Annotated in this window: 22 protein-coding genes; 9 read left to right on the top strand and 13 right to left on the bottom strand. The window is 65.2% G+C overall.

What is annotated here, in order from left to right; genetic code table 11:
• Positions 1-14 precede the first annotated feature (14 nt).
• Positions 15-2,618, bottom strand: a complete 2,604-nt coding sequence (gene clpB / locus I3K84_RS19640) for an ATP-dependent chaperone ClpB (RefSeq protein ID WP_196995196.1) — start codon at positions 2,616-2,618, stop codon at positions 15-17.
• Between the two features lie 68 nt (positions 2,619-2,686).
• Complete coding sequence (gene moaE / locus I3K84_RS19635) at positions 2,687-3,163, bottom strand: molybdopterin synthase catalytic subunit MoaE (RefSeq protein ID WP_015913919.1); 477 nt, start codon at positions 3,161-3,163, stop codon at positions 2,687-2,689.
• Positions 3,164-3,229: 66 nt separating this feature from the next.
• Here moaE and I3K84_RS19630 point away from each other — a divergent pair, with 66 nt between their 5' ends.
• The 3 genes from I3K84_RS19630 to I3K84_RS19620 all read left to right on the top strand — a co-directional run bounded on the left by I3K84_RS19630 (position 3,230) and on the right by I3K84_RS19620 (position 4,145).
• Positions 3,230-3,484 (top strand): hypothetical protein, encoded by a 255-nt coding sequence (locus I3K84_RS19630; protein ID WP_011806321.1) that lies wholly within the window; start codon positions 3,230-3,232, stop codon positions 3,482-3,484.
• 112 nt (positions 3,485-3,596) lie between these two features.
• Positions 3,597-3,737: a DUF3149 domain-containing protein gene (locus tag I3K84_RS19625; RefSeq protein ID WP_083766773.1), complete on the top strand. Its 141-nt coding sequence runs from the start codon at positions 3,597-3,599 to the stop codon at positions 3,735-3,737.
• 78 nt (positions 3,738-3,815) lie between these two features.
• Positions 3,816-4,145, top strand: a complete 330-nt coding sequence (locus tag I3K84_RS19620) for a hypothetical protein (protein ID WP_011806322.1) — start codon at positions 3,816-3,818, stop codon at positions 4,143-4,145.
• A 6-nt stretch (positions 4,146-4,151) separates the two neighbouring features.
• Here I3K84_RS19620 and moaD read toward each other — a convergent pair whose 3' ends face one another.
• The 6 genes from moaD to I3K84_RS19590 form a co-directional block, all read right to left on the bottom strand.
• Positions 4,152-4,415 (bottom strand): molybdopterin converting factor subunit 1, encoded by a 264-nt coding sequence (moaD, locus tag I3K84_RS19615; protein ID WP_047349457.1) that lies wholly within the window; start codon positions 4,413-4,415, stop codon positions 4,152-4,154.
• Positions 4,412-5,656, bottom strand: a complete 1,245-nt coding sequence (gene glp, locus I3K84_RS19610; RefSeq protein ID WP_196995195.1) for a gephyrin-like molybdotransferase Glp — start codon at positions 5,654-5,656, stop codon at positions 4,412-4,414. Before glp ends, moaD begins: the two co-directional genes overlap by 4 nt.
• The gene (mobB, locus tag I3K84_RS19605) at positions 5,653-6,204 is read right to left on the bottom strand and encodes a molybdopterin-guanine dinucleotide biosynthesis protein B (RefSeq protein WP_103737464.1); all 552 of its coding nucleotides are present in this window, start codon (positions 6,202-6,204) and stop codon (positions 5,653-5,655) included. The genes glp and mobB overlap by 4 nt, the downstream gene beginning before the upstream one ends.
• A 79-nt stretch (positions 6,205-6,283) precedes the next feature.
• Positions 6,284-7,714: a threonine synthase gene (gene thrC / locus I3K84_RS19600; protein WP_196995194.1), complete on the bottom strand. Its 1,431-nt coding sequence runs from the start codon at positions 7,712-7,714 to the stop codon at positions 6,284-6,286.
• A gap of 15 nt (positions 7,715-7,729) precedes the next feature.
• Positions 7,730-9,091, bottom strand: coding sequence for a homoserine dehydrogenase (locus I3K84_RS19595; RefSeq protein WP_088886284.1), 1,362 nt, complete (start codon positions 9,089-9,091; stop codon positions 7,730-7,732).
• A gap of 70 nt (positions 9,092-9,161) precedes the next feature.
• Positions 9,162-10,394 carry a pyridoxal phosphate-dependent aminotransferase gene (locus I3K84_RS19590; RefSeq protein ID WP_011806328.1) on the bottom strand — a complete coding sequence of 411 codons (1,233 nt, stop codon included), beginning with the start codon at positions 10,392-10,394 and terminating at the stop codon, positions 9,162-9,164.
• A gap of 152 nt (positions 10,395-10,546) precedes the next feature.
• On the opposite strand from I3K84_RS19590, the gene I3K84_RS19585 reads away from it, so the two are divergent.
• The 4 genes from I3K84_RS19585 to I3K84_RS19570 all read left to right on the top strand — a co-directional run bounded on the left by I3K84_RS19585 (position 10,547) and on the right by I3K84_RS19570 (position 13,859).
• Complete coding sequence (locus I3K84_RS19585; RefSeq protein ID WP_047349453.1) at positions 10,547-10,921, top strand: Mth938-like domain-containing protein; 375 nt, start codon at positions 10,547-10,549, stop codon at positions 10,919-10,921.
• 165 nt (positions 10,922-11,086) lie between these two features.
• Positions 11,087-11,575: a peroxiredoxin gene (locus I3K84_RS19580; protein WP_011806330.1), complete on the top strand. Its 489-nt coding sequence runs from the start codon at positions 11,087-11,089 to the stop codon at positions 11,573-11,575.
• Between the two features lie 155 nt (positions 11,576-11,730).
• On the top strand, positions 11,731-13,494 hold the full coding sequence (locus I3K84_RS19575) for a PhoH family protein (protein WP_047349452.1): 1,764 nt from the start codon (positions 11,731-11,733) through the stop codon (positions 13,492-13,494).
• Positions 13,494-13,859 carry a hypothetical protein gene (locus tag I3K84_RS19570; protein ID WP_015913927.1) on the top strand — a complete coding sequence of 122 codons (366 nt, stop codon included), beginning with the start codon at positions 13,494-13,496 and terminating at the stop codon, positions 13,857-13,859. The genes I3K84_RS19575 and I3K84_RS19570 overlap by 1 nt, the downstream gene beginning before the upstream one ends.
• A 71-nt stretch (positions 13,860-13,930) precedes the next feature.
• Here I3K84_RS19570 and dnaB read toward each other — a convergent pair whose 3' ends face one another.
• The 5 genes from dnaB to rpsF form a co-directional block, all read right to left on the bottom strand.
• Complete coding sequence (gene dnaB, locus I3K84_RS19565; RefSeq protein WP_011806333.1) at positions 13,931-15,349, bottom strand: replicative DNA helicase; 1,419 nt, start codon at positions 15,347-15,349, stop codon at positions 13,931-13,933.
• Positions 15,350-15,530: 181 nt separating this feature from the next.
• Entirely contained in the window at positions 15,531-15,983 is a 453-nt protein-coding gene (gene rplI, locus I3K84_RS19560; protein WP_011806334.1) for a 50S ribosomal protein L9, read from the bottom strand.
• A gap of 14 nt (positions 15,984-15,997) precedes the next feature.
• Positions 15,998-16,279, bottom strand: a complete 282-nt coding sequence (rpsR, locus tag I3K84_RS19555; protein ID WP_011806335.1) for a 30S ribosomal protein S18 — start codon at positions 16,277-16,279, stop codon at positions 15,998-16,000.
• 18 nt (positions 16,280-16,297) lie between these two features.
• Entirely contained in the window at positions 16,298-16,588 is a 291-nt protein-coding gene (priB, locus tag I3K84_RS19550) for a primosomal replication protein N (protein WP_088886279.1), read from the bottom strand.
• 25 nt (positions 16,589-16,613) lie between these two features.
• Complete coding sequence (rpsF, locus tag I3K84_RS19545) at positions 16,614-16,991, bottom strand: 30S ribosomal protein S6 (protein ID WP_011806337.1); 378 nt, start codon at positions 16,989-16,991, stop codon at positions 16,614-16,616.
• Between the two features lie 239 nt (positions 16,992-17,230).
• On the opposite strand from rpsF, the gene grpE reads away from it, so the two are divergent.
• Both grpE and dnaK read left to right on the top strand, forming a co-directional pair.
• Positions 17,231-17,767, top strand: coding sequence for a nucleotide exchange factor GrpE (gene grpE, locus I3K84_RS19540; protein WP_011806338.1), 537 nt, complete (start codon positions 17,231-17,233; stop codon positions 17,765-17,767).
• An 87-nt stretch (positions 17,768-17,854) separates the two neighbouring features.
• On the top strand, positions 17,855-19,795 hold the full coding sequence (gene dnaK, locus I3K84_RS19535; protein WP_196995193.1) for a molecular chaperone DnaK: 1,941 nt from the start codon (positions 17,855-17,857) through the stop codon (positions 19,793-19,795).
• Positions 19,796-19,878: the final 83 nt, after the last annotated feature.

Here is a 19,878-nt window from a genome sequence, read left to right as displayed (position 1 = left end):
TTCAATGGTAGACCTCACCCCGCGGGGCGGGCCTCGCCGAAGTGGAATACCCCTGGGTCTGTCACAGGATCGACATCCACCGGAATCACGCTCTTGGGCGGGTAGCGCCCCTCCAGCAGCAGCTTGGACAGCGGGTTCTCGATGCGCTGCTGGATGGCCCGCTTGAGCGGACGCGCCCCGAACACCGGGTCGAACCCCACCTTGGCCAGTTCGCCCATCGCGGCCGGCGACACCTCCAGGGCCAGGTCCATTTTGGCCAGCCGCGACTCCAGCAGACGCAACTGAATGCGTGCAATCGCTTCGATGTGCTTGGCATCCAGCCCGTGGAACACCACCGTCTCGTCGATGCGGTTGAGGAATTCGGGACGGAAATGGCCCTTGAGTTCCCCCCACACGGCTTCCTTGATGTCCTCGGCATCCTGGCCCACCATGGCCTGGATCAGGTGCGAGCCAATGTTGCTGGTCATCACGATCACCGTGTTCTTGAAATCCACGGTGCGCCCCTGGCCATCGGTCAGGCGGCCGTCGTCCAGCACCTGGAGCAGCACGTTGAACACGTCGGGGTGTGCCTTTTCCACCTCATCCAGCAGCAGCACGCTGTAGGGCTTGCGGCGCACGGCCTCGGTCAGGTAGCCGCCCTCTTCATAGCCCACATAGCCGGGAGGCGCACCAATCAAGCGCGCGACGCTATGCTTTTCCATGAACTCGCTCATGTCGATGCGCACCAGATGCTCTTCACTGTCGAAGAGGAACCCGGCCAGCGCCTTGCACAGCTCGGTCTTGCCCACGCCCGTGGGGCCCAGGAACAGGAAGCTGCCCAGCGGCCGGTTGGGGTCCGACAGGCCCGAGCGCGAGCGGCGGATGGCGTTGGCCACGGCGGAGATCGCCTCGTCCTGGCCCACCACGCGCTCGTGCAGCTTTTCCTCCATGTGCAGCAGCTTGTCCTTCTCGCCCTGCATCATCTTGGCCACGGGAATGCCGGTGGCGCGGCTGACCACCTCGGCGATTTCCTCGGCACCCACCTGGGTGCGCAGCAGCTTGTGCTTGGTGCCCGTGCCGCCGGCCTCGCTGTCCTGCGCTTCCTTCAGGCGCTTTTCCAGCTCTGGCAGCGTGCCGTACTGCAGCTCGGCCACTTTGTTGAAGTCGCCCTTGCGCTTCAGGTCGTCGATCTGTGTGCGGATGGCATCGATGTCCTTGCGGATCTGCTCAGAGCCCTGCGCGCTGGCCTTCTCGGCCTTCCAGACCTCTTCCAGATCGGCGTACTCGCGCTCCACATTGCCCAACTCTTCCTCGATGAGCTGCAGGCGTTTTTGCGAGGCCTCATCGGTCTCTTTCTTCATCGCCTCGCGCTCGATCTTGAGCTGGATCATGCGGCGCTCGAGCTTGTCCATCGACTCGGGCTTGGAGTCGATCTCGATCTTGATCTTGGCCGCGGCCTCGTCGATCAGGTCGATGGCCTTGTCAGGCAAAAAACGGTCGGTGATGTAGCGGTGCGACAGCTCGGCCGCGGCCACGATGGCCGGGTCGGTGATGTCCACGCCGTGGTGCGCCTCGTAGCGCACCTGCAGGCCGCGCAGGATGGCGATGGTGTCTTCCACGCTGGGCTCGTCCACCAGCACCTTCTGAAAGCGCCGCTCCAGCGCGGCATCCTTCTCGATGTACTTGCGGTATTCATCCAGCGTGGTCGCGCCGATGCAGTGCAGCTCGCCGCGCGCCAGTGCGGGTTTCAGCATGTTGCCCGCGTCCATGGCGCCTTCGGCCTTGCCGGCGCCAACCATGGTGTGGATCTCGTCGATGAAGAGGATGATGCGGCCTTCCTCGTGCGCCACTTCCTTCAGCACGGACTTCAGGCGTTCCTCGAACTCGCCGCGGTACTTGGCACCCGCCAGCAGGCCGGCCATGTCCAGCACCAGCACGCGCTTGTTCTTCAGCGTCTCGGGCACCTCGCCCTCGACGATGCGCTGGGCCAGCCCCTCGACGATGGCGGTCTTGCCCACGCCGGGCTCGCCGATCAGCACGGGGTTGTTCTTGCTGCGCCGCTGCAGCACCTGGATGACGCGGCGGATCTCGTCGTCGCGGCCGATCACCGGGTCCAGCTTGCCCTGGCGGGCGCGCTCGGTCAGGTCCAGCGTGTATTTCTTCAGCGCCTCGCGCTGGCCCTCGGCTTCGGCGCTGTCCACCTTCTGGCCGCCACGCACGGCGTCGATGGCCGCCTCCAGGCTCTTGCGGGTCACGCCGTTGTCCTTGGCCAGCTGCGCGGCCTCGCCCTTGCTGTCGACCAGCGCCAGCAAAAACAATTCGCTGGCGATGAACTGGTCGCCGCGCTTGATGGCCTCCTTCTCGGTGGCCTGCAGCACACGGCCCAGCTCGGGGCTGCCCTGCACCTGGTCCTGGCCCTGCACCTGGGGCAGGCGCTTGACGGCGGCCTCGGCCGCGGCCAGCAGGCCCGGCACATTGGCGCCGGCACGCTGCAGCAGCGCGCGCGGGCCTTCATCCTGGCGCAGCATGGCCACCAGCATGTGCACGGGCTCTATGTAGGCGTTGTCATGTCCCAGGGCCAGCGACTGTGCATCAGACAGCGCTTCTTGGAACTTCGTGGTGAATTTATCGAGACGCATGTGAAACCTCCAACTTGTCACTAGCTAGGGCTCCGGGGCCTCGATTTCAAGCCGCCGGACGATAAAAGTCAGCCCACCTGGGGCGGCGCGGCGATGCCCCAGCGCGCCAGCGCCGCATCGTCGCTCACGCGCGCATCCACCCAGCGCGCACCATCTGGCGTCTGCTCCTTCTTCCAGAACGGCGCCTGGGTCTTGAGGTAGTCCATGACGAACTCGCAGGCCTGAAAGCTCTCGCCGCGGTGCGCCGAGGTCACGGCCACCATCACGATCTGGTCCATGGGCGCGAGCAGCCCCACGCGGTGGATCACGCGCACGCCATAGAGGTTAAAACGTGCAAACGCCGCATCCACCATGGCCTCGATGGATTTCTCGGTCATGCCCGGGTAGTGCTCCAGCTCCATGGAGGCCACGCTGTCCCCTTCGTTGCGGTCGCGCACCGTGCCCACGAAGCAGCACACCGCCCCCACGCGCGCGTCCCGCGCACGCAGCGCCGCCAGCTCGGTGGAAACGTCGAAGTCATGGGTCTGGATGGAAACGCGGTGCATGGCAGTGGTCAGCGGCAGAATTGCGGGATTGACGGCACTTTAACGCCCACCCCACACTTGCACACCATGGCCCTGCAGACCATCACCACCGACGACTACCTGCTCTACCCCTCGCCGCGCAATGCGCACCGTGTGGTGTTTGAGTTCCAGACTTTCGTGCCCCACCCCTATGCCTTGATCGATCTGCCCAGCTTCGACCTGGCGGGCCGCTACAGCCTGTTCTCCGCCCACCGCAAGGCTGACGCGAAGATGGGCCAGCTCGTGACCTTCGAGCTGGAAGGCGACCAGCAGCGCTTTGAGCGCCTGTTCGTGCCTGATTGAAGGTACTTGACGACAATAGTGGGGTATACCCGGATTTTTGACTTGTCTCAAAGGGGCTCCCGCCGGGCTGCGCTGCAATGGCTCCATCACATAACGACGGAGGAAAAACGCCATGCAACTGCTCAAGCAACTCTTCACCACCGAGGTGGGTCTGTTCAGCGCCATAGGCATCGGTTTCATGCTGTGCATGGGGGGCTTCTTCATCTGGCTGTTCACGCGCAACGATGCGCCCCCGGCAAAGCCAAAGCGCTGATCCGCTCCAGACCCGCGCGGGCGCCGTCTCCGGCAAGAGCGGCGCCTGTGTTTTTTCGCCGTGCCAGACAATAGGCAGATGCACGACGACAACCAGATCCTGGTCCCGCCCTCCTTCATCGCGCTGTACAGCGACACACGCGCACGCCTGCAGGCGCCTGCCGCCGAGGTGCGGGCGCGCTACGAGTGGTGCGAGGACCTGGCCTGCCACTTGGTGGAACAGGCGCAGCAGCTGTACCACGGCGGTGCGCGGTCGGAAGAAGGGGTGCTGCTGGGCATCCACGCCGGCCTGGCCGGTCCGGACGCGGGCGTGACCCCGGCCGAGGCGCGCTGGATCACGCTGCGCCTGGCCGAGTTGCTGGGGTGGCGCAGCCCCGAGCTGCCCGCCCTGGCGGTGCAGCAGCCTTGAACGCCGTCAGCCGCCCGTGACGGGCGGAAAGAACGCCGCCTCGGCGCCTGCCGCCAGCGGCGTGGCGTCATGCGCCATGGTCTGGTCGAGGGCCACGCGCACAGCACGCCCGCGCGAGAGGCAGGTGGCCCAGGGCTCGCCACGGGCGATGAGTTCATCGCGCAAGGCGCCCAGCGTGGTGGCGCCGGTCTGCACCGTCTCCTGCCCCGTGCCCACGGCCTCGCGGATGGAGGCGAAGTAGCGCACCGTGATCGTGAAGGGCGTGGTCATGACAGCAACTCCGCAAATGGCAGGAAGCGCACGGTGTCGCCGCGCGCAATGGTCTGGCCGGCGGGGTTGTCCACCACGCCGTCCGCCCAGGCGGCCGAGGTAAGCACGCCCGAGCTTTGGTTGGGAAACAGCTCCAGCGTGCCATCGGCGCCCTGGCGCACGCGCAGGAATTCACGGCGTTTATCGGCCCGGGGCCAGTTGAATCCAGCCGTAGCAGCTATCGCTTTAGGAGCAACATCAAGCACGCCCTGCAGGCGCAACAGGAAGGGGCGCACCAGCAGGCCGAAGGTGACGAAGCTGGACACGGGGTTACCCGGCAGGCCCATGAAGTGTGCACTGCCGCCCGCGTGGGGAATCTGGCCGTAGGCGAAGGGCTTGCCCGGCTTCATGGCGATCTGCCAGAGCTGCAGCGTGCCCAAGCGCTCCACCGCCGGCTTGATGTGGTCTTCCTCGCCCACACTCACGCCGCCGCTGGTCAGGATCAGGTCATGTCCCTGGGCAGCCTCGCGCAGCGCGGCCACGGTGGCCTCGCGCCGGTCGGGCACTATCCCTAAGTCGCTCACCTCGCAGCCCAGGCGCAGCAGCATGGCGCGCAGGAAGAAACGGTTGCTGTTGTAGATGGCGCCCGGCTTCATCTGCGCGGGCGGCACTTCACCCGGCATGACGAGTTCGTCGCCCGTGGAAAAAAGCGCCACGCGGGGCCGGCGCGCCACCTGCAGGGTGCCCAAGCCGATACTGGCAGCCAGGCCCAGCTCTGCGGGAGTGAGGCGCGTGCCAGCGGCCAGCACCTCAGCACCCCGGGTGATGTCCTCGCCCGCGCGCCGAATCCACTGACCCTGGGCCGGTACGGCATTCACGCGCACGCGATCCCCGTCGAGCGCCTCGCAGTCTTCCTGCATCACGATGGCATCGGCCCCCTCGGGCACCGGCGCGCCCGTGAAGATGCGCGCCGCCGTACCCGCCGCCAGCGGCACGCCGAAGGCGCCCGCGGGAATACGCTGCGCCACCGGCAACTCCACCCCCGCTGCCGGCACGTCGGCGCAGCGCACGGCGTAGCCGTCCATCGAGCTGTTGTCGTTGGGCGGCACCTGCAGCGGCGAGGTGGCGGCCTGCGCGAGCACGCGACCGTCGGCGTCGAAGGTGTTGACGGTGTCGGTGCCTGCCAGCGGGGCGGCCTGCGCCAGCAGTTCGGCCAGGGCTTCGTCCAGTGGCTTGAGGGGTGCACGCGCTTGGGGTTTCATTCGCAGGCCTCCGCCCGGTCGGGCACATAGTCAAAACGCGCGCCCTGTGCCAGCAGCCATTGCACCACGGCGTGAGGGTCGTCCAGGTTGAGCACCGGCAGCGCGGTGGCCACCGGCGGCAGCGGCGCGTCGGTGGCCACGGCGACGATGCAGGGATCGTGCGGATAGAGTGCGGGCCGTTCGCGGTAATCGGGTGATGCGGCGCGCCAGATCTCGATCTTGGGCAGGTCGCTTTCCTTGAAGCCTTCCACCAGCACCCAGTCCACGCGCGGATCCAGCTCGGCCAGCAGTTCGTGCACGCTGGGCGTGTGCTCCTGCTCGAATTCGCGCATCAGCGCCATGCGCCGGTCGGAGGCCACGGCCACTTCGTAGGCGCCGGCCTCGCGGTGGCGCCAGGTGTCCTTGCCCACATGGTCGATGTCGAACTTGTGGTGCGCATGCTTGACCACCGACACGCGCAGGCCATGCAGGCGCAGTTCGGGAATCAGCTGCTCCACCAGCGTGGTCTTGCCGCTGCCTGAATAGCCGGCAAAGCCAACCACCTTCATCCCGACACTCCTTCAGTTTCACTCATCTATTAATAGCTACCAGCGCTTGATGGATAAGCGCCAGAGGCCGATTTGATCCCTAATCGCAATGGGCTGCGATATAGGCCTTGACCTGCTCGGCATCGGCCGCCAGCACCTGCAGGCGCTTGGGCAATTGCTCGATGCCCTCGAACCTGGCCGGGCGCTCGGGCGCGCGGCCCAGGGCTTCCTGGATGGTCTCGGCGAACTTGATGGGCAGGGCCGTCTCCAGCACGATCATGGGCACAGCGGGATCGCCACGGTGCTCGCGCGCCACCTTCACGCCGTCGGCGGTGTGGGTATCGATGATCTGGCCGAATCGCTCGTACGTGTCGCGGATGGTGGCCAGGCGGTCGGCGTGCGTGCTCTTGCCGCTCTCGAAGCCGTACTTGGCGCGTGCGTCTCGGAACACGGGGTCGCTCCCCAGGTCGAAGAAGCCCTGTTTGGCCACGCCCTCGGCGAACAGCTCGCGCGTGCGCTCCGCATTGCGCCCCAGCAGGTCGAACACGAAACGCTCGAAGTTGCTGGCCTTGCTGATGTCCATGCTGGGGCTGCTGGTCTCGTGCGTGTCGGCCGCGCCGCGCACGCGGTAGGCGCCTGTGCGGAAGAACTCGTCGAGCACGTCGTTTTCGTTGGTGGCAACGATCAGGCGGTCGATGGGCAGGCCCATCTGGCGCGCCACATGGCCGGCGCAGATGTTGCCGAAGTTGCCGCTGGGCACGGTGAAGCTGACCTTCTGGCCGTTCGTCTCCGTCGCCTGGATGTAGCCCGCGAAGTAGTACACCACCTGCGCCAGCAGGCGCGCCCAGTTGATCGAGTTGACGGTGCCGATCTTGTATTGGGCCTTGAACGCGTGGTCGTTGCTCACCGCCTTGACGATGTCCTGGCAGTCGTCGAATACGCCTTCGATGGCCAGGTTGTGGATGTTCGCGTCCTGCAGGCTGAACATCTGCGCTTGCTGGAACGGGCTCATGCGACCGTGCGGGCTGGTCATGAACACGCGCACGCCCTGCTTGCCGCGCATGGCGTACTCGGCCGCGCTGCCGGTGTCGCCGCTGGTGGCGCCCAGGATGTTGAGCTGCTCGCCGCGGCGGCCCAGTTCGTACTCGAACAGGTTGCCCAGCAGCTGCATGGCCATGTCCTTGAAGGCCAGCGTGGGGCCGTTGGACAGGGCCTCGATCCACAGGCCGTCTTCCAGGTGGCGCAGCGGCACGATCTCACCCGTGCCGAACACTTCGGCGGTGTACGTCTTCTCGCACAGGCGCTTCAGGTCCGCGGGCGGGATGTCGTCGATGTACAGCGACAGGATGCGGAAGGCCAGCTCGGCATAGCCTTGCGTGTGATAGGCGGTGCGCAGCGCGGTCAGCTCGGCGTCGCTGATCTGCGGGTAGCGCTCGGGCAGATACAGGCCGCCGTCGGGCGCCAGGCCTTCGAGCAGGATGTCGCAGAAATGCTTGCGGTCCGCGTGGCCGCGGGTGGACAGGTACAGCATGGCGTGCAGCCCCTCTTAGTTGTTGAGCTCTTCCTTGCGGATGCGCGTGATGCTGGCCAGCACCGTGGGCAGGCCCTGGATTTGGGCGAGCGCGGCGTCCATGTCGCCCTCGCGCGTGTCGTGCGTGAGGATGATCAGGTCGGTCTGCGTGCTGCCTTCGCCGCCCACCTCGTCGGCCTCGCGCTGCAGCACGGCGTCGATGCTGATGCCCGCCCCGGCCAGGATGCCGGTGATCTTGGCCAGCACGCCGGCCTCGTCGGCCACGCGGATGCGCAGGTAGTAGCTGGTGACCACGTCGGCCATGGGCAGCACGGGCAGCTCCTGCCCCGCCTCGCGCAGCGTGTGGCTCTGGAAGGCCAGCGGCGGCACGCGGTGCGCGGGGTCGGCCTCGATCAGGCGGGTGATGTCCACCAGGTCGGCGATCACGGCGCTGGCGGTGGGCTCGCTGCCCGCGCCCTTGCCGTAGTACAACGTGGTGCCCACGGCGTCCCCGTGCACCACCACGGCGTTCATCGCGCCTTCGACATTGGCGATCAGGCGCTTGGCCGGCACCAGCGCGGGGTGCACGCGCAACTCCACGCCATCGGGCGTGCGCTTGGTCGCGTCGCCCTGGCGGCGCTTGGCGATCCCCAGCAGCTTGATGCGGTAGCCCAGTTGCTCGGCATAGCGGATGTCGACGGCGGACAACTTGGTGATGCCCTCCACGTAGGCCTTGTCGAACTGCACCGGGATACCGAAGGCGATGGCGCTCATGATGGTGGCCTTGTGCGCGGCGTCCACGCCCTCGATGTCGAAGGTGGGGTCGGCCTCGGCGTAGCCCAACGCTTGCGCTTCTTTGAGCACCACGTCGAAGTCCAGGCCCTTGTCGCGCATCTCGGACAGGATGAAGTTGGTGGTGCCGTTGATGATGCCGGCCACCCACTGGATCTGGTTGGCCGCCAGCCCCTCGCGCAGCGCCTTGATGATCGGGATGCCGCCGGCCACCGCCGCCTCGTAGGCGACCACCACCCCCTTCTCGGCCGCGGCCTTGAAGATCTCCGTGCCATGCACGGCCAGCAGGGCCTTGTTGGCCGTCACGACATGCTTGCCGGCGGCGATCGCCTCCAGCACCAGCTGCTTGGCGATGCCGTAGCCGCCGATCAGCTCGACCACGATGTCGATCTCAGGGTTGGCGATCACTTCGCGTGCGTCGCCCACCACGCGGGCGTTCTCGCCCACGATGGCGCGTGCGCGGGCGGTGTCCAGGTCGGCCACACAAGCAATCTCGATGCCGCGGCCGGCGCGGCGGCGGATTTCTTCCTGGTTGCGCGACAGGACGTTGAACACGCCGCTGCCCACGGTGCCAATGCCCAGCAGGCCCACTTGGATCGGTTTCATATCAGGGTTACCCGTCAAAAAAGGCCCCAGCGCCCTATTGACGGGCGCCGGCAGCTATCAAAAATGAAGTTCACGCCGCCTTGGCGTGGCGCTGCCGGTAGGCGGCCAGGAAGCCCGCCAGCCGGCCGATGGCCTCGCGCAGGTCGTCTTCGTGCGGCAAGAACACGATGCGAAAGTGCTGGTTGTCGGGGTAATTGAAGCCCGAGCCCTGCACCAGCATGACCCGCGTGGCGCGCAGCACTTCCATAAAGAACTGGCGGTCGTCCGCGATGGGGTACATCTCGGGGTCCAGGCGGGGGAACATGTACAGCGCCGCCTGCGGCTTGACGCAGGTGACGCCGGGGATGGCGGTGATCAGCTCGTAGGCCAGGTCACGCTGGCGGCACAGGCGCCCGCCGGGTTTGACCAGGTCGTTGATGCTCTGGTAGCCGCCCAGCGCGGTCTGGATGGCCCACTGGCCCGGCACGTTGGAGCCGAGCTTGATGTTGGCCAGCATGTTGATGCCTTCGATGTAGTCGCGCGCGGCCGTCTTGTCGCCCGAGATCACCATCCACCCGGCGCGGTAGCCGCAGGAGCGGTAGGCCTTGGAGAGCGAGTTGAACGTGAGCGTGACCACGTCGGTCGACAGGCTGGCCATGGCCGTGTGCTTGACACCGTCGTACAGCACCTTGTCGTACACCTCGTCGGCAAACAGCACCAGGTTGTGCTCGCGCGCGATCTGCACGATGCCCTTGAGCAGCTCGTCCGAGTACAGCGCGCCCGTGGGGTTGTTGGGGTTGATGACCACGATGCCGCGCGTGCGCGGGGTGATCTTGGCGCGGATGTCCGTCAGGCTGGGCATCCAGCCGTTGTCTTCATCGCACAGGTAGTGCACAGGCCGACCGCCCGACAGGCTGGCCGCCGCCGTCCACAGCGGATAGTCGGGTGCGGGCACCAGCAGCTCGTCGCCGTCGTCGAGCAGCGCGTTGGTGGCCATGGTGATCAGGTCGCTCGCGCCGTTGCCCAGGTAAATATCGTCCAGCGTCACGCCGGCCACGCCCTGCTGCTGGCTGTAGTGCATCACGGCCTTGCGCGCCGCAAAGATGCCCTTGCTGTCCGAGTAGCCCGCCGAGTTGGGCAGGTTGCGGATCATGTCCTGCTGGATCTCCTCGGGCGCGTCAAAGCCGAACGGCGCCAGGTTGCCGATGTTCAGCTTGATGATCTTCTGGCCCTCGTCCTCCATCTGCTTGGCCGCGTCCACGATGGGGCCCCGGACATCGTAGAGAACATTGTTGAGCTTGGCGGATTTGCGGATGGGCTTCATGTGCGGGCAGGCGTGAGGAGAGGGGCACAAGTGGGGCTGCGGCCCCGCCGGGCGCAGGGCGCCTCGGTGAAACCTATAATTTGACCACAGTTCCACCCAAGGCCCCGGCCGCCGCACAACCGCGCAGGGTGCGGGCAGCCTCCGCAACGCCCATGAAATTCCAGCCCGAACGCCCCGATACCCAGTCCATCACCGCCTACGGGCCGGACTGGATCGGCGTGGACGCCGATCGGGTGACCGAGAGCGTCATCATCGGTGCGCGCGGCCAGCGCATCGCCTGGGACTGCCGCCGCTTCGAGGACCTGACTGCCGCGCACTTCGCGCAACTCGCCGAACTGGACGCCGAGGTGGTGATCTTCGGCAGCGGCCTGCGCAACCGCTTTCCACCGCCCGCCTGGTTGCAGCCACTGATGGCGCGGCGTATCGGCCTGGAAACCATGGACACCCAGGCCGCCTGCCGGACCTACAACGTCCTGGCAGGCGAAGGGCGCAACGTGGTCGCAGCCCTGCTGTTGGAAACCGAGTAACGGCAGATTTCCCCTGTCGCCGTATCCGGGTGCCAGGGCGGCCGTTTCTCCTGGAGGGGGTTTCGGGGTAAAATAGCCTGTTGCGGTCGGGGGCACCACCCAAAAAAGAGTACACCCCCACTCCCCCGGCTTTTCTTCGACTAATTCGTGAGAGATAGAAGTGCCATGGCGATCGTTGTCAACAAACCCCTTCCTGAATTTGAAGCCAACGCGACTGGCGGAATCAAGGTTTCCAACGTCTCGCACCAGGGCCAGATTCTGATTCTGTATTTCTACCCGAAGGACAACACCCCGGGCTGCACCACCGAGGCCATGCAGTTCCGCGACAAATTCAAGGATTTCGAGAAGGCCGGTGCCGTGGTCTTCGGCGTGTCGCGCGACAACATGAAGTCGCATGACGACTTCAAGGAAAAGCTGGAGCTGCCCTTCGAGCTGATCGCCGACACCGAAGAGAAGATGTGCCACATGTTCGGCGTAGTGAAGAACAAGATCATGTACGGCAAGAAGGTCAAGGGCATCGAGCGCAGCACCTTCCTCGTCAATCCCGAAGGCATTCTGGTGCAGGAATGGCGCGGCCTGAAGGTGCCGGGCCACGTGGACGAGGTATTGAAGGCCGTGAAGGCGATCAAAGCCCCTGTCAAGAAAGCCGCCTGAACACCTGACGGCTCTACCGTGGGCCGTCACGGGGAGCATGCATAATGGGTCAATGCTGCTGAGAAACGCAACACGCTCCCCGCAATCCAAAGCCGCCTCGGTCTCCTAGGCGGCTTTGTGCTTTTTGAACGTTACTTTCCTCAAGGCTCCCTGCAATGCCCCTGCCCCCCGCCCCGACCCAGCGCGCCGCCCTGCTCAAACCAGACGCCTATCGCATGACGGTTTTCGAGGATGACGAGGCCGCGGAGGCTTCCGCGGCCCCGCCCGCTACAGCGGCCGCTCCCACTCGCAAGCGCGCGGCCACCAAGACCAGCGCCGCCAAGAAAGCCGCCGCACCTGATACCGCCATCCCATCCGGTGCAGGCCGCTCGACCAAAGCAGGGGTATCTGCTGCACCCGCCCATTCGCGCGCACGCCCTGCGGATGAGGGCGCAGTGCGCATGAGGCCCCCCGTCACCGCAGTGCCCCCGGCTGCCGCGCCGCGCGCCGCACCGGACGCTGCACCTCGCAAGAAGCGTGCTGCCGGGCCGAAGAAAATGTTCGTGCTCGACACCAACGTGCTGCTGCACGATCCCACGAGCCTGTTCCGCTTCGAAGAACACGACATCTTCCTGCCAATGATCGTGCTGGAGGAACTCGACGGCCACAAGAAGGGCATGACCGAAGTGGCCCGCAACGGCCGCCAGGCCAGCCGTACGCTGGATGCGCTGGCGGCAGCCCATGGCAGCGCCGACATGGCCTTGGGCCTGCGCCTGGATTCCACGGGCCAGCGCGCCGCCGGCGGTTGCCTGTACTTCCAGACCGCCCCCCTGAACTACCAGTTGCCCTCCAGCCTGCCCCAGGGCAAGGCCGACAACCAGATCCTGGGCGTGGTGGAAGCGCTGCGCAAGCTGCATGCGCCGCGCGAGGTGGTGCTGGTGTCCAAGGACATCAACATGCGCGTGAAGGCGCGCGCCCTGGGCCTGGTCGCGGAGGATTACCAGAACGACAAGACGCTGGAAGACGGCGACCTGCTCTATTCGGGCAGCCTTGCGCTGCCGACGGACTTCTGGACCAAGGCCGGCAAGAACGTCGAAAGCTGGCAGAGCGGCGTGCACATGTACTACCGCATCAGCGGCCCCGTGGTGGCGCAGCTGATGATCAACCAGTTTGTGTATTTCGAGGCGCCGGGCGAGCCCAGCCTGTATGCGCGCGTGACCGAGATCCGGGACAAGACGGCGGTACTGGAGACGCTCAAGGACTATGGCTCGTCCAAGAATACGGTCTGGGGTGTGAACACCCGCAACCGCGAGCAGAACTTCGCCATGAACCTGCTCATGGACCCCGACGTGGACTTCGTGACGCTGACCGGCACGGCCGGCACCGGTAAAACGCTGATGGCGCTGGCCGCGGGCCTGACCCAGGTGCTGGACGAGCGCCGCTATACCGAGATCATCATGACCCGCGCCACGGTGAGCGTGGGCGAGGACATCGGCTTCCTGCCCGGTACGGAGGAAGAAAAGATGGGCCCCTGGATGGGCGCGCTGGACGACAACCTGGAATTTCTTGCCAAGGGCGACGGGGGCAATGCTGGCGAGTGGGGTCGCGCGGCCACCAATGAGCTGATCCGCAGCCGCATCAAGATCAAGAGCATGAACTTCATGCGCGGGCGTACCTTTCTGAACAAGTACGTCATCATCGACGAGGCGCAGAATCTGACGCCCAAGCAGATGAAGACGCTGGTCACCCGCGCGGGCCCCGGCACCAAAATCATCTGCATGGGCAACCTGGCACAGATCGACACGCCCTATCTCACGGAAGGCTCCTCCGGCCTGACCTATGCGGTGGACCGGTTCAAGGGCTGGCCGCACAGCGGGCACATCCTGCTCGCGCGCGGCGAGCGCTCGCGCCTGGCCGACTTCGCCAGCGAGGTGCTCTGATGGCCGTGGGCTGGATGTCCGCGCTGAAGCTTGTGCCCTGGGGCGACGTGATCGAGGCCACGCCCCAGATCATGCAGGCCGCGCGCAAACTCATCAGCAACACGCGCAAGGCGCCGCCGCCCGAGGCGCCCGCGCAGCGGATCGACAGCACGCCCGATCAACTGGCAGTACTGCAAGCGCGGATGGCCCAGCTGGAGGAAGACCAGCGCGCGTCCGCCGCGCTGATCGAATCGCTGGCCGAGCAGAACGCCCAACTGGTGCGCGCCGTCGATGGGTTGCGCCGGCGCAGCCTGCACCTGCTGCTCGCCGTCTGCGGGCTCGGCGTATGCACGCTGGCGCTGCTCGCCTGGGCACTGTCGCGTTAAGACCGCTCAATCACTACTAAATAAATAGCTACTAGCGCTTACCCAGTAAGCGCTAGAGCCATTTTTGACTCTTAATAGTAATCGTCACCTGCGCCCACCGCCAGGTTCTCAAAGCGCGTCTGGTTCTTCTGGAAGAACAGCTTCACCGTGCCCGTGGGGCCGTTACGCTGCTTGCCGATGATGACTTCGGCAATGTTCGGCTCCTTGGACTCCTTGTTGTAGTAGTCGTCGCGGTAGATGAACATGATGATGTCCGCGTCCTGTTCGATGGCGCCCGATTCGCGCAGGTCACTCATCATGGGACGCTTGTCGGTGCGCTGCTCCACCGAACGGTTGAGCTGCGACAGCGCGATCACCGGGCACTGCAGCTCCTTGGCCAGCATCTTCAGGCCCCGCGAGATCTCGCCCAGCTCAGTGGCGCGGTTGTCGGAGCTGTTGCTGCCCGAGCCGCTCATGAGCTGCAGATAGTCGACCACGATCAGGCCGAGCTTGCCGCACTGGCGCGCCAGGCGGCGCGCGTTGGCGCGCAGCTCGGATGGGGTCAGGCCCGGCGTCTCGTCGATGTGCAGGCTCACGGTGCGCAGCCGCTCGATGGCTTCGGTCAGGCGCGGCCACTCCTCGTCGCTGAGCTTGCCGGTGCGCAGGTTGCCCTGGTTCACGCGCCCGATCGAGCCCACGATACGCACCGCCAGTTGGGCGGCGCCCATTTCCATCGAGAAGATGGCCACCGGCAGGCCCTCGTTGAGCGCCACATGCTCGGCAATGTTCACGGCGAACGAGGTCTTGCCCATGGAGGGGCGCGCCGCGAGCACCACCAGGTCGCCTGCCTGCAGACCGCTGGTCATGCGGTCCAGGTCGGCGAAGCCCGTGGGCACGCCGGTCACGTCCATGGGGTTGTCGGCCATCTCCTGTACGCGGTCCAGCAGGTCGATCACGAGCGAATCGAGCGACTGGAAGCCCTGCTTCATCCGCGAGCCCTCTTCGCCGATGGCGAAGATCTTCTGCTCAGCCTCGTCCAGGATGCGCTCCACCGGCCGGCCCTGGGGATTGAAGGCGTTGGTGGCGATGTCGTCGCTGGCGGTCACCAGCTTGCGCAGGATGGCGCGCTCGCGCACGATCTCTGCGTAGCGGCGGATGTTGCTGGCGCTGGGCACGTACTGCGCCAGGCTGTTCAGATAGGCCAGCCCGCCGATCTCCTCGGCCTTGCCCATGCCCTGCAGATGCTCGTAGACCGTGATTACGTCCGCGGGCTTGCTGGCGTTGATCAGCGCGCCGATGGCGGCGTAGATCTGCTGGTGCTCGTGGCGGTAGAAATCGCCATCCACCAGCAGGTCACCCACGCGGTCCCACGCCATGTTGTCCAGCAACAGGCCGCCCAGCACGCTGGACTCTGCCTCGATGGAATGGGGCGGAACGCGCAACTGGGCCACCTCGCGATCCAGCGATGGGACGGCATAACCGTCAGGAAGGGTGGGCACAACGGCAGACATGGGACTCAGGGGCTTTCAGGAGGGCAAGCAGACGATGCTAGCGGGCGGTGCCACGCCCGTCATTGCACAACTCTGTGGATAAGGCGTGCAAAGGCAGTGGGCAGCAGGTGCACAGGTGCGGGTGAAAAAACAAAAGCCGCCCAAGGGCGGCTTTGTATGGCAGAGCCAGGGTGTGAACCGATCAGGCCGTTTCGCCGTAGACGGACACGGTGACTTCAACGGCCACGTCGGTGTGCAGGGCCACCGTGACGGTGTTGTCGCCCACGACCTTGATCGGGCCGTTGGGCAGGCGGACTTGCGACTTCACCACGTTGTAGCCTTGCTTGTTCAGCTCTTCGGCGATGTCATGGTTGGTCACGGAGCCGAACAGACGACCGTCCACGCCAGCCTTTTGCGTCAGCTTGACGGTGGTGCCGGCCAGCTTTTCGCCTTGTGCCTGGGCGGCAGCCAGCTTCTCGGCGGCGGCCTTTTCAAGTTCGGCGCGCTTGGCCTCGAACTCGGCCTTGGCGGCTTCGGTGGCGCGGCGGGCGCGGCCCGTGGGGATCAGGAAGTTGCGGGCGTAACCGTCCTTGACCTTGACGATCTCGCCGAGGTTACCGAGGTTCACGACCTTGTCGAGCAGGATGATTTGCATGGTAATCGTGCTCCTTAGATCTTGTGCTGGTCGCTGTAGGGCAACAGAGCCAGGAAGCGGGCGCGCTTGATGGCGGTGTTGAGCTGGCGCTGGTAGATCGCGCGCGTGCCGGTCAGGCGCGCGGGGATGATCTTGCCGTTCTCTGCGATGAAGTCACGCAGGGTGTCGACATCCTTGTAGTCGATTTCTTCGACGCCTGCGACCGTGAAGCGGCAGAAGCGCTTGCGCTTGAACAGCAGCGACTGGGTGTTGCGCTTCGGGCGCTTGTCCTTGTTGAATTTCTTGAACGTGGCCATTTTCGGACCTCTTGAAAATTAATCTTGTTGAATATCCTGGATGTGGAACACCAATCCCTTGCCGCCGCGCCCCGTGGCCAAAAAGCCCTGGAACTTCCAGACGCTTCCCAGCGCTTGCCGGGCCAGGCGCTCCGCAAGAGCGCCAAATGCGAGGGCTTTCACGCTGGCCTTGACCTGCCGATCCGCCCCGGCTTCCCGCTGGAGCGACTCGTGCTCGAGTCGTATATCCAGCGCCGGCAGGCCGGCGGGCGTGTAGCGCAGAGGCTGGACCTCGGCGATACAGGCTGTCAGGACCCAATGGTTGTTCACACCTCCTGGCTGACAGGCTGGTCGATCAGCGCTCGTTCGAAGCGGCAAACTCGGCCTGGCTGGCCTTGCGTGCTTCTTCGCGCTCGACGGTCTTCATCATGGAGGACGCGCCCGTTTCGGCCTTCTTCTTCTGCACCGTCAGGTGACGCAGCACGGCGTCGTTGAACTTGAAGGCGTGCTCGAGTTCGGCCATCACAGCCTGGTCGGCTTCGATGTTCAGGCACAGGTAGTGGGCCTTGGCCAGCTTGTTGATCAGGTAAGCCAGTTGACGGCGACCCCAATCTTCCACACGGTGCACCTGGCCGCCGCCGGCAACGATCATGCCCTTGTAGCGCTCCAGCATGGCCGGAACCTGTTCGCTCTGATCCGGATGGATCAACAAAATGATTTCGTAGTGACGCATGCAAACTCCTTTTGGATGACACCACCCGCCGCGTCGTGTAGCGGTGTGGCAAGGCAAAGCGCGAGATTATAGCAACGCGCGCTCACCTTGTACACTGCGCACCGTCCACACTCCTGCACGCGGCACGCCAAAGCCCCCGCGTTGCACGCAAAGAACGCCATTTGCACCATTCGCGCTTGAAAACCGCGGATGCGCCCCTAACTGGCGCGCATAAGCATTCCAATTCAACCCAAGTCGACATGTCCGAGAACCAGAATCCCCCTCCCTCTCCTGAAGAGATTGAAGCAGCGATGTCCGCCAATGCCGCCGACGAACTGAACCGCCTGCAGGGCGAACTGGCCGAGCTCAAAGCCAAGAGCGCCGACCTGGCCGATCAATTTTTGCGCGCCAAGGCCGAGGCCGAGAATGCCCGACGGCGTGCGGAGGATGAGGTAGCCAAGGCCCGCAAGTTCGGCATCGAGAGCTTCGCCGAAAGCCTGCTGCCTGTCTGCGACAGCCTGGACGCCGCCCTGGCCATCGAGAACGCCACGGCCGAGCAACTGCGCGAGGGGTCGGACGCCACCCTGCGCCAGCTGATGTCGGCGCTGGAGCGCAACAAGGTGGTCATCGTGAACCCCGAGGCCGGCACCAAGTTCGACCCGCACCAGCACCAGGCCATCAGCATGGTGCCCGCCGACCAGGAAGCCAACACCGTCGTGAGCGTGCTGCAAAAGGGCTATCTGATCTTTGACCGCGTCCTGCGCCCTGCGCTGGTCACGGTGGCCGCGCCCAAGTAAATAAATCTCAGCACCGCCGCTTGAAGACGGGCAAGTTATCCACAAGTTACTGGCTATCCAGCCATTTCAGACATCACGGAGAAAAACATGGGAAAAATCATCGGTATTGACCTGGGCACCACCAACAGCTGCGTGGCCATCATGGAAGGCAACAACACGCGCGTGATCGAGAACAGCGAAGGCGCGCGCACCACGCCGTCCATCATCGCGTACCAGGAAGACGGTGAGATTCTGGTGGGCGCCTCTGCCAAGCGGCAGGCCGTGACCAACCCCAAGAACACCATCTACGCCGCCAAGCGCCTGATCGGCCGCAAGTTCGACGAGAAGGAAGTGCAGAAGGACATCGACCTGATGCCCTTCACCATCACCCGCGCCGACAACGGCGATGCCTGGGTGGAAGTGCGCGGCCAGAAGCTGGCCCCCCCGCAGATCTCCGCGGAAGTGCTGCGCAAGATGAAGAAGACCGCCGAGGACTTCCTGGGCGAGCCGGTGACCGAGGCCGTGATCACGGTTCCCGCATACTTCAACGACGCTCAGCGTCAGGCCACCAAGGACGCCGGCCGTATCGCGGGCCTGGATGTGAAGCGCATCATCAATGAGCCTACCGCCGCCGCGCTGGCTTTCGGCCTGGACAAGCAGGACAAGGGCGACCGCAAGATCGCCGTGTATGACCTGGGTGGTGGCACGTTCGACGTGTCCATCATCGAGATCGCCGACGTCGATGGCGAAAAGCAGTTCGAAGTGCTGTCCACCAACGGCGACACTTTCCTGGGCGGCGAGGACTTCGACCAGCGCATCATCGACTACATCATCGGCGAGTTCAAAAAGGAACAGGGCGTGGACCTGTCCAAGGACGTGCTGGCCTTGCAGCGCCTGAAGGAAGCCGCCGAGAAGGCCAAGATCGAGCTGTCGAACTCCTCGCAGACCGACATCAACCTGCCCTACATCACGGCCGATGCCTCGGGTCCCAAGCACCTGAACATCAAGCTGACCCGCGCCAAGCTGGAATCGCTGGTAGAAGACCTGATTGAGCGCACCATCGCGCCCTGCCGCACGGCCATCAAGGACGCCGGCATCTCCGTGTCCGACATCGACGACGTGATCCTGGTCGGCGGCATGACCCGCATGCCCAAGGTGCAGGAAAAGGTCAAGGAATTCTTCGGCAAGGAACCCCGCAAGGACGTGAACCCCGACGAAGCCGTGGCCGTGGGCGCAGCCATCCAGGGCCAGGTGCTGTCGGGCGACCGCAAGGACGTGCTGCTGCTGGACGTGACGCCGCTGTCGCTGGGCATCGAGACCCTGGGCGGCGTGATGACCAAGATGATCACGAAGAACACCACGATCCCGACGAAGTTCGCGCAGACCTTCTCGACGGCCGAGGACAACCAGCCCGCCGTGACGATCAAGGTGTTCCAGGGCGAGCGCGAGATTGCCAGCGCCAACAAGCTGCTGGGCGAGTTCAACCTGGAAGGCATTCCCCCGGCGTCGCGCGGCACGCCCCAGATCGAAGTGACCTTTGACATCGACGCCAACGGCATCCTGCACGTGGGCGCCAAGGACAAGGGCACGGGCAAGGAGAACAAGATCACCATCAAGGCCAACTCCGGCCTGTCCGAGGACGAGATCCAGAAGATGGTGAAGGACGCCGAGCTCAACGCCGCCGACGACAAGAAGAAGCTGGAGCTGGTGCAGGCCCGCAACCAGGGTGAGGCCGCCGTGCACACCGTGACCAAGAGCCTGTCCGAGCACGGCGACAAGCTGGACGCCGGTGAGAAGGAAAAGATCGAGGCCGCCGTCAAGGACCTGGAAGCTGCCCTCAAGACCGAGGACAAGGCCGCCATCGACGAGAAGACCACCGCACTGATGGCTGCCAGCCAGAAGCTCGGCGAGAAGATGTACGGCGATGCGCAGGCCGCTCAAGGGGCCGAGGCTGCGGGTGCGCAAGCTGCCGCCAGTGGCTCCGCCGGCGCCGCCGCGCAGGACGACAACGTGGTGGATGCCGAGGTCAAGGAAGTCAAGAAGGACTGATCGCGCCAGCGCATCCCGTGCCTAGCCGCCGCGTCGGGCCCCGCCAGCCGGGGTTCGCGCGGCGTTCGTGCTCCCAACCGGCC

The organism is Diaphorobacter sp. JS3051 (genome assembly GCF_015832135.1).
In the GTDB taxonomy this organism is placed as follows: domain Bacteria; phylum Pseudomonadota; class Gammaproteobacteria; order Burkholderiales; family Burkholderiaceae_C; genus Diaphorobacter; species Diaphorobacter nitroreducens.
The sequence above is the reverse complement of the archived record's forward strand: the minus strand, read 5'-3'. Positions and strand labels throughout refer to the sequence as shown.

Coding starts and splice junctions, on each gene's coding strand:
- clpB (WP_196995196.1), bottom strand. CDS start 2,618: ATGCGTCTCGATAAATTCACCACGAAGTTCCAAGAAGCGCTGTCTGAT.
- moaE (WP_015913919.1), bottom strand. CDS start 3,163: ATGCACCGCGTTTCCATCCAGACCCATGACTTCGACGTTTCCACCGAG.
- I3K84_RS19630 (WP_011806321.1), top strand. CDS start 3,230: ATGGCCCTGCAGACCATCACCACCGACGACTACCTGCTCTACCCCTCG.
- I3K84_RS19625 (WP_083766773.1), top strand. CDS start 3,597: ATGCAACTGCTCAAGCAACTCTTCACCACCGAGGTGGGTCTGTTCAGC.
- I3K84_RS19620 (WP_011806322.1), top strand. CDS start 3,816: ATGCACGACGACAACCAGATCCTGGTCCCGCCCTCCTTCATCGCGCTG.
- moaD (WP_047349457.1), bottom strand. CDS start 4,415: ATGACCACGCCCTTCACGATCACGGTGCGCTACTTCGCCTCCATCCGC.
- glp (WP_196995195.1), bottom strand. CDS start 5,656: ATGAAACCCCAAGCGCGTGCACCCCTCAAGCCACTGGACGAAGCCCTG.
- mobB (WP_103737464.1), bottom strand. CDS start 6,204: ATGAAGGTGGTTGGCTTTGCCGGCTATTCAGGCAGCGGCAAGACCACG.
- thrC (WP_196995194.1), bottom strand. CDS start 7,714: ATGCTGTACCTGTCCACCCGCGGCCACGCGGACCGCAAGCATTTCTGC.
- I3K84_RS19595 (WP_088886284.1), bottom strand. CDS start 9,091: ATGAAACCGATCCAAGTGGGCCTGCTGGGCATTGGCACCGTGGGCAGC.
- I3K84_RS19590 (WP_011806328.1), bottom strand. CDS start 10,394: ATGAAGCCCATCCGCAAATCCGCCAAGCTCAACAATGTTCTCTACGAT.
- I3K84_RS19585 (WP_047349453.1), top strand. CDS start 10,547: ATGAAATTCCAGCCCGAACGCCCCGATACCCAGTCCATCACCGCCTAC.
- I3K84_RS19580 (WP_011806330.1), top strand. CDS start 11,087: ATGGCGATCGTTGTCAACAAACCCCTTCCTGAATTTGAAGCCAACGCG.
- I3K84_RS19575 (WP_047349452.1), top strand. CDS start 11,731: ATGCCCCTGCCCCCCGCCCCGACCCAGCGCGCCGCCCTGCTCAAACCA.
- I3K84_RS19570 (WP_015913927.1), top strand. CDS start 13,494: ATGGCCGTGGGCTGGATGTCCGCGCTGAAGCTTGTGCCCTGGGGCGAC.
- dnaB (WP_011806333.1), bottom strand. CDS start 15,349: ATGTCTGCCGTTGTGCCCACCCTTCCTGACGGTTATGCCGTCCCATCG.
- rplI (WP_011806334.1), bottom strand. CDS start 15,983: ATGCAAATCATCCTGCTCGACAAGGTCGTGAACCTCGGTAACCTCGGC.
- rpsR (WP_011806335.1), bottom strand. CDS start 16,279: ATGGCCACGTTCAAGAAATTCAACAAGGACAAGCGCCCGAAGCGCAAC.
- rpsF (WP_011806337.1), bottom strand. CDS start 16,991: ATGCGTCACTACGAAATCATTTTGTTGATCCATCCGGATCAGAGCGAA.
- grpE (WP_011806338.1), top strand. CDS start 17,231: ATGTCCGAGAACCAGAATCCCCCTCCCTCTCCTGAAGAGATTGAAGCA.
- dnaK (WP_196995193.1), top strand. CDS start 17,855: ATGGGAAAAATCATCGGTATTGACCTGGGCACCACCAACAGCTGCGTG.